The 13,852-nt window shown below is 44.8% G+C and carries 13 protein-coding genes; 2 read left to right on the top strand and 11 right to left on the bottom strand.

Annotated features, from left to right (window positions below):
• Positions 1-80: 80 nt before the first annotated feature.
• A complete protein-coding gene (locus SFC25_RS14615) occupies positions 81-959 on the top strand; it encodes a peptidylprolyl isomerase (RefSeq protein ID WP_411215992.1) in 879 nt (292 codons plus the stop codon).
• A gap of 48 nt (positions 960-1,007) precedes the next feature.
• Here SFC25_RS14615 and SFC25_RS14610 read toward each other — a convergent pair whose 3' ends face one another.
• From SFC25_RS14610 to SFC25_RS14575, 8 genes are all read right to left on the bottom strand, one after another.
• On the bottom strand, positions 1,008-1,187 hold the full coding sequence (locus SFC25_RS14610; RefSeq protein ID WP_411215991.1) for a sporulation YhaL family protein: 180 nt from the start codon (positions 1,185-1,187) through the stop codon (positions 1,008-1,010).
• A 63-nt stretch (positions 1,188-1,250) separates the two neighbouring features.
• Positions 1,251-2,516, bottom strand: a complete 1,266-nt coding sequence (locus SFC25_RS14605) for an MDR family MFS transporter (protein ID WP_411215990.1) — start codon at positions 2,514-2,516, stop codon at positions 1,251-1,253.
• A gap of 34 nt (positions 2,517-2,550) precedes the next feature.
• Positions 2,551-3,498 (bottom strand): 3'-5' exoribonuclease YhaM, encoded by a 948-nt coding sequence (gene yhaM / locus SFC25_RS14600; protein ID WP_411215989.1) that lies wholly within the window; start codon positions 3,496-3,498, stop codon positions 2,551-2,553.
• Positions 3,499-3,565: 67 nt separating this feature from the next.
• On the bottom strand, positions 3,566-4,114 hold the full coding sequence (locus tag SFC25_RS14595; RefSeq protein ID WP_411215988.1) for a GbsR/MarR family transcriptional regulator: 549 nt from the start codon (positions 4,112-4,114) through the stop codon (positions 3,566-3,568).
• Between the two features lie 84 nt (positions 4,115-4,198).
• Positions 4,199-7,024, bottom strand: a complete 2,826-nt coding sequence (locus SFC25_RS14590; protein WP_411215987.1) for an ATP-binding protein — start codon at positions 7,022-7,024, stop codon at positions 4,199-4,201.
• Positions 7,021-8,247 carry a metallophosphoesterase family protein gene (locus SFC25_RS14585; protein WP_411215986.1) on the bottom strand — a complete coding sequence of 409 codons (1,227 nt, stop codon included), beginning with the start codon at positions 8,245-8,247 and terminating at the stop codon, positions 7,021-7,023. The genes SFC25_RS14590 and SFC25_RS14585 overlap by 4 nt, the downstream gene beginning before the upstream one ends.
• A 115-nt stretch (positions 8,248-8,362) precedes the next feature.
• Positions 8,363-8,713 carry a YlbF/YmcA family competence regulator gene (locus SFC25_RS14580; RefSeq protein WP_411215985.1) on the bottom strand — a complete coding sequence of 117 codons (351 nt, stop codon included), beginning with the start codon at positions 8,711-8,713 and terminating at the stop codon, positions 8,363-8,365.
• A gap of 72 nt (positions 8,714-8,785) precedes the next feature.
• Positions 8,786-9,913 carry a DUF445 domain-containing protein gene (locus SFC25_RS14575; protein ID WP_411215984.1) on the bottom strand — a complete coding sequence of 376 codons (1,128 nt, stop codon included), beginning with the start codon at positions 9,911-9,913 and terminating at the stop codon, positions 8,786-8,788.
• A 92-nt stretch (positions 9,914-10,005) separates the two neighbouring features.
• On the opposite strand from SFC25_RS14575, the gene SFC25_RS14570 reads away from it, so the two are divergent.
• Complete coding sequence (locus tag SFC25_RS14570; protein WP_411215983.1) at positions 10,006-10,887, top strand: PucR family transcriptional regulator; 882 nt, start codon at positions 10,006-10,008, stop codon at positions 10,885-10,887.
• A 45-nt stretch (positions 10,888-10,932) separates the two neighbouring features.
• Here SFC25_RS14570 and SFC25_RS14565 read toward each other — a convergent pair whose 3' ends face one another.
• The 3 genes from SFC25_RS14565 to SFC25_RS14555 form a co-directional block, all read right to left on the bottom strand.
• Entirely contained in the window at positions 10,933-11,136 is a 204-nt protein-coding gene (locus tag SFC25_RS14565; protein ID WP_411215982.1) for an alpha/beta-type small acid-soluble spore protein, read from the bottom strand.
• An 87-nt stretch (positions 11,137-11,223) separates the two neighbouring features.
• Positions 11,224-12,609 carry a class II fumarate hydratase gene (fumC, locus tag SFC25_RS14560; protein ID WP_411215981.1) on the bottom strand — a complete coding sequence of 462 codons (1,386 nt, stop codon included), beginning with the start codon at positions 12,607-12,609 and terminating at the stop codon, positions 11,224-11,226.
• A 319-nt stretch (positions 12,610-12,928) separates the two neighbouring features.
• A complete protein-coding gene (locus SFC25_RS14555; RefSeq protein ID WP_411215980.1) occupies positions 12,929-13,768 on the bottom strand; it encodes a M15 family metallopeptidase in 840 nt (279 codons plus the stop codon).
• Positions 13,769-13,852 lie beyond the last annotated feature (84 nt).

Genomic DNA, 13,852 nt, shown 5'->3' with positions numbered 1-13,852 from the left:
AATATATGATATATTGTCTTATGGGGAAACGGCGGACAAGCCGCCAATCAAATATAAGTGGATTAGGAGTGTTTGTTTTCATGAAGAAATTGGCTATCGCTGCAGTATTCGCGACAAGCGTTGTCGCACTATCAGCATGTGGTTCCGGTGAGACAGTGGTAGAATCAAAAGCTGGGGACATCTCTAAAGAGGATTACTATCAGGAACTAAGTGACAAATACGGTTCTCAAGTATTGCAGACAATGGTTCTGGAAAAGGCCCTTGACGATAAATATGATGTGGACAAAGAACAAATTGACGAACAGGTGGACACACTGAAGGATCAGTACGGAGATACTTTTGAATCTGTCCTGCAGCAAGCCGGTTATGCAGATGAAGACGCCTTCCGTGAATCTGTGAAAACAAGCCTTCTTCAACAACAGGCAATTGCAGACGGCGTGGATGTTTCTGATGAAGAAATACAAACTCGCTATGATCATATGAAAACAGATTTAAATGCAAGCCACATTCTTGTTGCTGATGAAGATACAGCGAAAGAAGTAAAACAAAAGCTTGATGACGGTGAAGAGTGGGATAAACTTGTTGAAGAATATTCCACTGATACTGGCACAGTAGAAAATAACGGCTCTTTGGACTGGTTCACTGCTGGTACAATGGATGCTGCTTTTGAAGATGCTGCTTACAAACTGAAAAAAGGTGAAATCAGTGATCCAGTAGAATCCAGTTTTGGCTGGCACATCATTCGCTTGGATGATACTCGTGATACGGAAGAGGAAGTTGGTTCCCTTGATGAAGAACGTGATCAAATCAAGACAGAACTAGCTATCCAAAAAGTAGATTCCGCTGAGCAGCAAGAGAAAATCAACAAAATCTTGAAAGATGCAGACTTTGATATCAAAATCGACGAATACAAAGATTTGATCGATGATATGACTTCTACATCAACAACTTCCGGCTGATAAAGGAAAAGGAAAAAGACCGAAACGAATTCGTTTCGGTCTTTCTTTTTACTTTTTATCTGCACGTCTTGCTTTCTCTTCCTCCATGCGCTCCATATAAACATTTCCTTCACGCTCGATGAATTGTTTCTCTGTTTGATAATCATGCCGCTGCGTACGGAATGCCATGAAGCCGCTGCCGACCATGCAGAGAAAAACAAGCATGACCCACAATGGAATATCCGGCATTGTAATACCCCCTTGTCCTTGTTGTGTAATATCTATGCCAGCGGACAAGGATTTAGACATAGATTATGATGCCGCTCGCTGTTCTTTGTGATAGCGCTTGAACATCATATTATAGACGAAGGCACTGACAAGAGCCAACAAGGCAAGGATAGTGAATGTGAGCTGATAACTCATATAGCTTACGAGCACAAGGCTGAGCGGTGCAAGTACCTTCCCAAGCGTAAAGCGAAGACTTGCTGCTGAAAAGTATTGTCCACGGCTTTCTTCTGAAGCCAATGTCGCAACAAAGCTTTCCTGCAAGCCGACTACCATAAGCTCCCCGATTGTAAATAGGATGATTGCGACTACAAAAATCCAGAAGCTTTCCGTCAACCCGTAAAGCCAAATACCAGCCGCATAGGCAATACTTGATGCGACAAATACACGGGCAATCCGGAATTTGGTGACAAACTTTGTTGTGAATACCGTAAATATAGCTACTAATAGACCATTTAAAGCCAGGATAAGTGAAAACGCTTGTTTTCCATCCACTTCTATCCGGAAATCACCAAGTGCAAAGACAGTTTGATTGGAGATGACCTCGCTCGTATAAACAGCTATCAGGATATCCAGCTGCATGAACGTTTGCGCCACAAGCACACCCGCCACGATGAAAAGGAGGAAAGTCCGGTCTCTGGCAATGATGCGATACGTCTGAAGTTCTTTCCAGACGGCTTTGTACCATGCAGCATGTTCTGCTTTTTCCAGTCTCTTCTGCGGCACTGTTTCCCGAATGAATACTTGCATGATTACAAATAGAATGGCAGTAAGCAGGAATCCAGCCAGCAGCATCTGGAAACGGTACGAGTAAAATAGCACGGTCCCGATTAATGGTCCTACCACTACAGCAATATTAACGCTTGTATAAAAGACAGCAAAAACCGATGCCCGATGTTTTTCCTGAACTACATCCGCTACCATGGCATGTGATGCAGGCCAATACAGCGCACTCCAAATGCCCAGGAAGCTGAATGAAAGGAATGTCAGGGCCGATGACGTCAGCCACGGTGAATTCGCAAATGCGAACACCAGGAAGGTAACAGATTGCCCAGCAACTGCGATACTCATCATCCTTCTCCGGCCAAAACGATCAGCACAATATCCACCTACCAAACTTGCCAGCACGGAAAGCACTTGGGATAACATGAGCAGCCATCCAGCCCTGTCTTTCCCGAATGCATCCTGGAAAAAGATCGTCATGAACGGGAAGTAGGCCCAGAACAAGAAGTTCATCATAGCTTCCCCAAGTAAGCGGATCTTTAGATTCCGATCCCAATCCTTCCATCTCATAGTATTCCCTCTATTCTATTTTTCTCTCTATCTTTCACTCCCGCTCGAAAGCAGGTTTATAAAAGCTGCGGTTCTCCAAAGAAAAGACACGCTCCGAAAAATCTCCCGGCGCTACTTTATCCATGACACGCTGCAGCGTATTCATTTTCGCATCAATCAAGTCGATCATATGAAGGAGCTCGGCTTCACGCACGAGCGGCGGCTTCGGACTGCCCCATTCCCCTTTTCCATGGTGACTTAAGATCATATGCTGCAAAATCATCACTTCTTCAGCTTCGATTTGCAATTCCCTTGCTGCTTGGGCAATCTCATCCGACATGATCGAAATGTGGCCAAGCAGCTTTCCTTCCACCGTGTAGGTAGGATTCGTAGCCCCGGACAATTCCCGCAGTTTACCGATATCATGGAGGATGATTCCTGCATAAAGCAGATCTTTATTGATTTCCGGATATAAGTTTTTCAACTCGCGCGCGATACGCAGCATCGATACGACATGGAATGCAAGTCCGGAAACAAACTCGTGATGATTACGTACGGCTGCTGGATAAGCAAGCAGCTGCTCCTGATAATTGGATAGGAAATATCGCGTTATTCGCTGCAAATTCGGATTTTCCATATCAAAAATAAATGATGTCAATTCTTCCAGCAGCTGTTCCTTCGAAAGCGGCGCTCGCTTGACGAAGTCATGTGCATGCACGCCATCATTCGGTTCTGCCAACCGAATAGCTTGTATTTTAAGCTGCAGACGTCCGCGGAAAGCGTTCACCTCACCTTGGACTTTAATTACTTGATCTGCTTGATATCGCTGTTCATCCGCAGGTGAAGCATCCCAGAGCTTCGCCTCGATATCTCCGGTATCATCACCTAATATCAATGTCAAAAAAGCCTTTCCATTACTTGCGATAGCTTTGTCTGCTTGTTTGATCAGCAGAAAGCTATCGAATTTATCTCCGACCTGGAAATACCCAATACCTTTTTTCAACGCTATTCTCCTCCCTCATAAATACAGCCCTTACTATGCTAGCAAGGGCATCATGCTCCAATGCCCTTTATCTCTTTGGCGGCTTTGGAACGTATTTGAATATTTCTCCTGATTCAACCACATGTATGAATTGCAGAAGCCACGTGTAATAATCACGAGCGTACAGAAGGCGGTCAATGTCTTTATCGATCTTGCCAATCAGTTCCGGATCATCAGCATATTCCTTCAGCTGCTTCAGTTCCTCAATCGTCTCCTCCGCTTCTTCCAAATTCGATTGAGTGCTTTTCTCCCACTTATTACCGAAAATTGACGTAAAAGATTTGTACCAGTCTTCCTCCGATTTATATAGATCCTTCCGCATACCTTTCTTATATGCCGTTTCTACCATTTTCATCTCGGCTAATGCTCTGACACCTGTGGACATGCTCGTCTTGCTCATTTCCAAAGCATCTCTCATATCATCCAATGTCATTGGTTGATCCGCAAAATAAAGCGCACCATATAGTCGGCCAACAGATGAGGTAATCCCATATAAATTCATATTCTTAGCAATAACCTGTATGAATTTTTCGATCGATTCCTCGTATTTAGCCCAATTTTCTTCGTTACTCGGCACTGCCCGACCCTCCAGCTTACAAAAATCCAATTTTTATCTTAATAAGTTTACCATTATTATCGCCTTTTTGCGAATGCTAAAACGTTACAATGAGCCAGTTTTCTGCGTTTTTTCAAGCTGGAACAATGTAAACTCCTGAGTCCATTCAGATATGGGTGCTTCCCATGTAAACAAAATGATTTGCTGCACATCTGCAGCAGCCTGGAGTATAGGCAGAAAGCGCGCTCTTCTTCCACGATCTGTATGATTGAATGCATCGTCAATCAATAACGGTAAGCTCTGCTGTGCACCAAGGTTCCGTGAGAGCGCCAGCCGCAGGCAAATATAAAGCTGTTCAATCGTGCCTCTGGAAAGCTGCTCCACAGCGATATTTCTGCTGTATTGATCCTTTACAACCAAACTCCCTGCCTCAGTCAGTCCCAGTCCGCTATACTGATCTGCCACTTTGGAAAATAATTCACTTGCTTCGCCAAGGACGAGTGGGAATCGTTCTTCCTGAAACGATCTTTTTGTTTGAAGCAGCATATCATAAGCGAGTTTTTGTACAGCCCACTTTCGTCCAGCAGCTGTCAGCATCTGCTTCTGCTGCTGCAGCTCATGATAAGCTGCAGATGCTGTTGTATCTGATTCCAAGTCAGCAAGCTTCACTTGCAGCTTGGCAGCACGCTGCCGATTGTTATCCAGCTCTTCTTCCACAAGCCCCTGTTCCGTTTCAAGTCTGGCGATTACTTGCTCTACCTTATCCTGTTTGTTTTCCAATTCTTCTGATGCATGCTCTCCATCAGGCAGGATAGCTCTTATCTGCAGATGATAATGGTCCAATTCTTCCATAAGCTGTGTCCTATTTCGAAATTGTTCAGCTAACACCAGGAACTGTTTGTCATCTTTAGCTTCGGCACTTCTAAGAAGATTTGCCTTTTGTTCCTGCAAAGGCTTGAGCTGCTTATCCAGACTGTGTATGTGCTGCTGTATTTCCTGCTGGCGAACAATCAGCTGTTCTTTCGCATGTCTTAGCTTTTGCTGTGTCTCGATCACATATTCTGCTTGTTCAATTGTTTTTTCTGTTGATAAATCGTTCGGCAGATTCAAGATGCTACGCAGCCGATCAGAAGAATTCGCAAAGCGAAGCTGCTGCGCTTCGTGCTCTTTGTTGACCTTGTTCAGCATATCTGCCAGCTGGGCCCTTGTTCTCCACTCTTGGACGGCCTTTTCCCAATGAACCAGCGGCACGTCCTTTAAGGAAGGGAACACCTCCAGCTGCATCGCTTTCTTTTGCTGCAAACTTTCCCTTTGGATCTCCTGCTTTGACTGATCCTGCTGTAAATCCATAAGCTGTACTTCCAAGGGATGACGCTGCTCCTCCAATTGACGCCAGCGAACTCGCAGTTCCTGCTGTTCTGCCAGTTTTTCTGATATATAGGAAGAGCGCTCAGGATTACTGAAAGGCCGATGAGCCATACGCCAATTCAAGACTGCACCGATCAGAAGAAAAATTCCGCTTCCAGCCAAGAGCCAATTTGCACTCAGAATACCAATACCACTTACTAGCACCGAAAAAACTAGCAAGAGGGTAATTGGTGAGAATGCTGTCTTACGCGAATGATTTGCTGCATGTTTTCTGTCTTTCTTGTGATGGAGTTCCCGATATTCTTTTTCTGATAGTAAGCTTCGATGGATCCTTTCTTGCAGATGATCAATTTTATCTATTTCCTGTCTTTTTGCAGCGATAGCTTGTTGAATACGTTCCCTCTCGGCATGCAGGATCATCATTTGTTCCTGGAGCGTACGCCATTGCTCGGCAGCTTCCGCCATACTAGAATCCCAAGTGAATTTTTCTGGATATGGGTAGCTGAGGCGCACACCTGCTAATTGATTTTGAAGGTGATCACGTTCTTGTTCTATTTGCTGCATTCTTTCATTTATGGCTACCCAATCCGTCCTGGCTGCCAGATCATACAATTCCTTATACAAGTTATCTTTCAAAAGCTGGTCTTCTGCTGACACCAAATCTTTATGGATCAAAGCAGATTCCTTTGCATGGACATGATATTGGGCTTCCAAAGGCTGCAGCTGATGCTGGATTTTCTGCATCACCTCGAATCCATCAGATGGAAATCCCTCAACATGCGAAAGTTGGTTCAGCTGTCCCTTGGCGAATGACGCTTTCTTCTGCCATGGTATGGCCTGTAATAGTTTCTTCTGGACACTCATCTGCGCGCGCAGGTCCGCTTTTCGCTTCTGTAATTCCTCTGCTTTATAAAGTATTTCCTGTAATTTCTCTTTATCCGGAAGATATGCTGCTTCCTTTCCTGTCAGCTCGAAAACAAAGCGTTCCTGTTCGGAGAAGGTTTGCAGCAATGCATTGATTTTTGGCTTCCTTCCGTGTGGACGAAATAGCTGCTGCAATTCCTGCTGGAGCTTTTTTTCCAGCTTGTGAACGACAGCTGACCCTGTTTGCCCTGCATCCAATAGGACTTGTCCCAGCTGCTCCTTGTCTGTCAGCTGCAAGGAAACAAGTGCCTGCGTATCTAATGTGAAAACTTGGCGAAATGCAGAAGCATCCATGCCGCCAAGCTGACTATCAAGCCATTGCTGATCTTTTTGCTCGGAACCTATATAACAAACAGCCTGTCCATTGTGCTGGTCAAGGATCCGTTCGACAACTGCTTCTCCATCAGGTAAACAGAGATGGAGCCGTCCGCCTGGAGTACCGCCTGTTCTTGGTTTATAGGCTTCAAGCTCCCTTGGACGCATCCCGAATAACATGTATATTAGAAAGGCTTTCAGGGTGGATTTGCCAGCCTCATTTTCTCCCTGTACGATAACAAGCGAGCTGTCCTGGAAATCGAACGTATAATCATGCCATTTACCAAAATCATAAATATGTCCGCCGCTGATGCGCATCGTCATTCTACCTCCAATAAAGTTTGGATCAGCAGTTGTTTCGCTTCCTCCAGCATTCCCTGTAATTCTTCCTCGGTATAAGACTGCTTGATTTTACGGAACTGACGGTTTCCCATCAACTCCTCCAAACTGCGTGTCATTTCATCCGCTGTATAAGTAGTTTTGTACAGCGCAGCAGTAAAATCGTTTCGCTCCAGGAGCTGCTCTTCCTTCAAGTCAAGCGTTGCCTGAACAGAAAAACCAGCAAGCAGGAGCTGGCTGCCAAGAAGCTGCTGCTCATTTATAATCTCCATCAACTCATCCAAACGTTCCTCCTGACTCCACCGCATCAACAAATGTGCAGGCCCATGGAAGACTACGTGGAGGACTGCATGACCAAACGCTTCTTCCCAATTCCTACACCTTTCTACCAAGTCCCGTTCCACTTCATATAATGATGCTCCTTCTTTGACATCTATTCCCACTGTTTCGAACCGAATATCCTGTAAAGGAAGAAACGTCCTTGTACACGATTGTCCCTCCAATTCCACCAAATAGCAGCCCTTTTCCCCGGACTCTTTCCGATGTCTGCCCTGAATATTTCCCGGGTAGACAATTGGCGGCTGTTCGGACAATACTTCGCGCTTATGGATATGCCCCAGCGCCCAATAATCAAAGCCGGTCTGTCTCAGCTCATCTAGACTGAAGGGTGCATAGACATCTGCATCACTTCCTGTCCCCAGACTGCCGTGAAGCATGCCTATCTGATGAATCCCTTCTCCTTTTGCTTCGTATTCCAGAGCCTTTTTTGTTTTGATATGTCTTGTCGTATAACTGAAACCATGGATTGCCGCTGCTGGCTCGCCCTTCTTCTCATAGAAGAAGGTTTCCACTTTGTCAGACTGGAAGATATGTACATTATCCGGATACGTCATCATTGGTTTTGCACCTGTGAAATCGTGATTTCCATACAGCATGTACACATCGATACATTGCTCATCAAGTTCTTTAAAAGCTTCGCGCAAAGCAACGAGTGCTTTGAGAGATTGCCTATTGGAATCAAAGATATCCCCTGCCAGTAAGACAAAATCCACTTTATTGGTTGTTGCACTTCGTACTAGCTGTTTCAATGCTTGGAAGGTACTGTCCTGCAAACGGCTTTTCATAGCTGGATGCGCAGCAGTCAACCCTTCCATTTGGCTGTCCAGATGAAGATCGGCAGCATGAATGAAGGTTAGTTTAGGCAGCATAAAGGGTCCTTTCTAATAGTCGTTTGCTTCTATAGTAGCATGCACGCTTTACGAATGCACGTTCGGTTTCAAAACAAAAGAAAACCTCCCTGCCATATGGCAAAGAGGTTATTTCTTACTCCTCCGGCTGACCGTAAAGCTCTTCCAAAGGTTTTGTGATGATTCGGCTGATATCATTGATTGCAATGTTCAAACGCTGTTCTTGCTCCATCAATTTCGCAATCTGTTCGTTCTGCTGAACTACTTGGACCACGCTCTGCGCTTTTTGTACTTCTTCTTCCGTAATTTCTTGACCTTGCATTTGTTTTTGCTGCAATTCAAGTTGGATGTTACGGAAGTTTTCGAACATCTGCTTGGAAGATGCGTCGTTCATTACCGTATCATAAGCGGCTTTCAAGCCTTTGAATTCTTCACTTTCGCGGATTGCTTTTTCTAAGTCATACGCATGATCGTACATATTAGCCATGGGTACGTACCTCCTCATTTTTACTCAAGTTCCACTATAACAAACCGACAGAGCGCTGTATAGTTCGAGCCATCAGATAAAGAGTGCGATAACTCCCTGGACGATTCCAATGATACCACCCAGCAGGAACCCGAGGTATGTGATCAATTTGAATTCCTTGTTGGAAATGGCCAGGACAAGCTCTTCAACACGTTCCAGCGGGAAGCCGGATACTTCTTTTTCGACCATCTTGGCAAGCTCCAATTGTTCCATAATAACAGGCACCTGTTCAGAAAGACGTTGAAGTACTCGTCCAACCAATAGAGTCAGCTTACTTTCAAATACATCGTCATGTATGTCTTGCATGTATACTTTGATCGGCGTATCCAGCAGCTCATCAAATGGTATCGATTTCCTGACTACTTGCTGAATGGCATCTTCCACTGTTTCTTGTCCGATGGTTTCTGTCACTTCGCCTACTTTCTTGCTCATCAGCTTATTCAGCTCATTAGTGAGCAGCTGATGGAGCCAGCGATGTGTGCCCTCTGCCCCTACTGATTCAATAATCACAGGCTGAATTTTATCAACCGCACTATTAGGGTCCATAAAGGAGGATAGCATGCTGCCAAGAAATCCTCTTCCTTGCAGAAAGCTTTGGACAAGCTCCTGTATCTTCCGCCTGCCGTCATAGCTATCCACATAAGTCACAAGCATATGCTGGATATGCAAACCTGCCCTGTCAGCTGCTGCTTCTGTCTTTTCTTTCAATTCTTCCGGCAGCAGGCTGCCTAGTTCCTTCTCCGCCTGTTTTTCCAGCTGTGTTATTAATAACGCAGCAGTTTTTGTATGCAGTTCATCTGTTTCAACAGTTATATTCAAATCAGACAATAGTTGACGAGGTGTACGCTCAGAACGAAGGAAACGGAACAGCTCCTGCTTAGCCCATGTGTTAACCTTCATTTGGAAGTTTTCATCAATCAGTTTAGCTTGCATTCCTTTTGGCGTAAGTAAATGATCAACAACCGTTTTTCCAAGCGACCGGGCCAAGTCACTTCTGCGTTTAGGAATCAATCCCGGGGTAAATGGAACCCGCCATTTCCCTATATATATAGCTCGATGGGGCTTAAACAGCATCTTAATCGCCAAGTAATTCGTGATACCGCCAATCAAGGCACCAATAAGCGCCATGGACAAAATCAACCAGATATCTCCACTATTCATGTTGTATCGACCTTTCTGTTTACTTCGGTTTTAGTATAATACAAATGACACCAATTACAAAGAAACAGATTGTCTGGATAGGAGAAGTGCGTATGATAGAGGAACTGGAAAGACTATTTTCAGGTATAAAAACGGCAGACAGCCTCAATGGACTCGATACAAATACGTACCATTGGTTTCGATTGGAGGATGGGGAGCTTATCGGTCTGCCCGCTGATCAGCTGAACGGACGCGAGCTTGCCTTGCTTCATCACATTGGTTCGCCCGTCACCATACCGACTGGCAGCAGTACAGATACAGCCTGGTATCAGCTGCTCCACAACGAAAGTAAGACGGATGAATTAACGGAAAATTCCTTATATGCTTCCGGCTGCCGCTTCATTTTCTTTACTATAGAAGGGCATGTTAAACCTGAGGTGTTCAGGGAAGCAATGGACAGTCTGACCGATCATCCACTAGCATGCCTCTGGTTCACGAAACAGACGGGTATGCTGATTGAAAGCCGTCAGGCGGAACCTATTTCTTATGAAAAAATCGTCGATATGCTTATGTATGATTTATCTGTTCCGCTCCGACTATTTGTAAGTCCTTGGCTCCATTCAGTGAAAGATGCTTCAGAACAATATGAGTGGCTGCTTACAGCATACAGACAGATTCCATCCCATTCAGCCAAACACGTGCTTCATTTCCATGATGCTCTACCTCAGCTGATCAGTATGCTGCTTCCAGAGACGGACCGTAAATATATCATGCATCACATCCTGCAAGGATTGAATGAGGATGTCGAACTTCTCCGTACGGTCCGTATGTATTTTACTTGCAACCAAAATCTTACTCTGACAGCGAAGAAATTATATATACACCGCAATAGCCTGAATTATCGTTTGGACAAGTTAACAGAGAAAACCGGTCTCGACATCCGGAAATTCCAGGATGCTTTTGCCCTTTACTTGGCCCTGCATAACCTTCCATAAAGAAAGAGGCACCTAAACGGTGCCTCCCTTGCCATCAATATTCAATTAGAATTGTCCGCCGCTAAGCTGAGACTGCGCAGAAGCTACAAGACGTTTAGTGATCTCTCCACCGACAGATCCGTTTGCACGAGAAGTTTCGTTGCCATCAAGACCTACACCGAATTCTTGTGCGATTTCGTATTTCATTTGATCTAGTGCTTGTTGTACGCCAGGTACTAGCAATTGGTTTGAGCTGTTGTTGTTCGCCATGTTTGTTCACCTCCTATGCCTATAGTTTGGGCAGGAAGGCGTTTTTTATCAGGCTTACTTATTGGTACTGCTGGTCAAACATGGCAATCATTTCGGATAGGTCATTTCCTCAGGTTTGATGTACGAATCAAATTGTTCTTCTGTCAGTAATCCGCTAGCTATCGCTGCTTCTTTCAATGTTGAATTTTCCGCAAATGCTTTTTTAGCAATCTTCGCAGCATTTTCATAACCGATATGCGGGTTCAAAGCAGTAACAAGCATCAAGCTATCATGAAGATTTTTTGCGATTTTTTCCCGGTTCGGTTCAAGACCAACCACACATCGGTCATTAAAGGACAACATACTATCTGCCAAAAGCTGCGCAGATTGGATGAAGTTATAAGCAATGACCGGTTTGAAAACATTCAGTTCGAAATTTCCTTGGCTAGCTGCAAATCCGATTGCAGCATCATTTCCCATCACTTGAACAGCTACCATTGTAACTGCTTCGCTCTGCGTAGGATTGACTTTACCAGGCATGATGGAGCTGCCAGGTTCATTAGCAGGAATCTCGATTTCACCAATTCCGCAGCGCGGCCCGCTTGCCAGCCAGCGCACATCATTGGCTATCTTCATCATATCAGCTGCAAGACCCTTCAGCGCACCATGCGCATACACAATTTCATCATGACTTGTAAGAGCATGGAACTTGTTTACCGCAGAACTGAATTCTTTGCCGCTGGCTTCGGATAGTTCGCGGCAAACCTTCTCAGAGAAATCAGGATGTGCATTCAATCCTGTTCCGACTGCTGTACCGCCGATAGCCAATTCCTGCACAAAAGGCAGGCTTGTCCTGATCATCTGTTCGGATTTTTCCAGCATTCGATGCCAGCCGCTGATTTCCTGCCCGAGCGTGAGCGGTGTTGCGTCCTGTAAATGCGTACGGCCTATTTTCACGATATCCTGATATGCATCAGATTTTTCCTTCAACGTTGTTTTAAGCTGATCCAAAGCTGGCAATACCACATCTTCCAGCTGGGTCACAGCTGCTATATGTAGAGCTGTCGGGTAAGTGTCGTTGGAGCTTTGAGACTTGTTGACATCATCATTTGGATGCAAACGCACTTCTTTTCCATGTTCTTCAAGCCACTTGTTTCCGACAAAAGCGATCACTTCATTGACGTTCATATTCGATTGTGTCCCGCTGCCTGTCTGCCAGACAACTAGTGGAAAATGCTCATCCAGCTCGCCGCTAATAATCTGATCTGCGGCATAACCGATTGCATCACTTTTATCTTTTTCCAGTAAACCTAAATCATGATTTGCCTTTGCGGCACTTTTCTTGAGTAAAGCGAAAGCGTATACAATTTCTTTCGGCATTCTTTCTGTACCTATCGGAAAATTCTCTCTGCTTCGCTGTGTTTGTGCTCCCCAAAACTTGTCTGCAGGAACCTGAATTTCACCAATAGTATCCTTCTCCATACGAAATTCCATTTTACTTCCCCTCTCCAAAGTCTTCATTTGATAAGGCACCTTTATTGTAACAAAAAATCACCAAATTTGCGGCTATCATCTTCGGAAGGTTGGCCATCTTTTCATTTTTGAAAAAATTTAATAATTTCGCTACCTTTCCTGTTTACAATATGTTAGAATCGAGTTGAGTTAATAATCAATCAATTTATTCCGTGCAGTACCTATAAGCACACTTGGACAAGTAAGTCTTTGGCATACATACTAATTATGCCGCTAAATCTGTATGTGACCTCCCATCACATAAATTGGAGCCACTGCCCATTAGGACAGTGGCTCTTTTTCAGCTCTTCAGATCGGACTCCATTTGGAAATGCTCCTCCAATGTTGTTCCTTCTTCATATATTTGCTTCGCCAGATCTTTTCCGACATAACGGATGTGCCATGGCTCATAGCTGTAACCGGTAATATCGGACTTTCCTTCCGGATAGCGAATGATATAGCCATATTCATGTGCATGCTCTGCCAGCCATTTTCCTTCATCTGTATCGATGAACGTTTCCTCCAGCGCCAACGCCATCTCTGCAGAAGTCAAATCGATAGCAAGCCCTGTTTGGTGTTCACTGCGGCCAGGTCTGGAAGATACTTTATCCGTCTCTTCTTGTCCTTGGGTCGCCACATTATTTTCGTAAATTTCCTTTTGCCTTGCTTCTGAACGGTATCCGCTTGCTGCTACCAGTTCCATTCCGTCCTTCTGGGAAGCGGCAAACAGCTCTTCCAATGCTTCTGCTGCTTCCTTACGCATTTTCCGCTTTTCCAGGTGCTCACTGAAGTAAAAAGGCACGTCCGGCTCAACTAAGTCCTTTGGTTCCCAGCCATCCGGAAACTTCCTGGTTTTGTTTACGACAACTTCGATACTATCGGGGTTATCAACCGTTACCGGCTTCTCGATTGTGCCTACCACATCTTCCGCTTCTTCTTGATGCTGATCAGGCTTAGCCTCAGCTGTCTGCTCCCCGGCAGCTTTATCTTCTTCCTGCGGCTGCTCTGCCTGCTGATTCTCTGTCTGCTTTTCGGCAGTAGTATTTTCATTTGTGTCTTGATTCTGGCTTGTTTGCTGATTTTGACATCCAGCTGCAACTAACACAGCGCTAAGCGCAGCAAACAGCATCAAACGCTTCATTTCTAAAATCTCCTCTTCGTACATCTCGTTTTGAGGATATTATAGCATAGGTGCCACTATTTTTCGCACGTAAAAAGACCTGCC

The organism is Terribacillus saccharophilus (genome assembly GCF_046592595.1).
Lineage (GTDB): Bacteria > Bacillota > Bacilli > Bacillales > Amphibacillaceae > Terribacillus > Terribacillus saccharophilus_C.
Note: the sequence above shows the minus strand (reverse complement) of the source record. Positions and strands in the feature narration are given on the sequence as shown.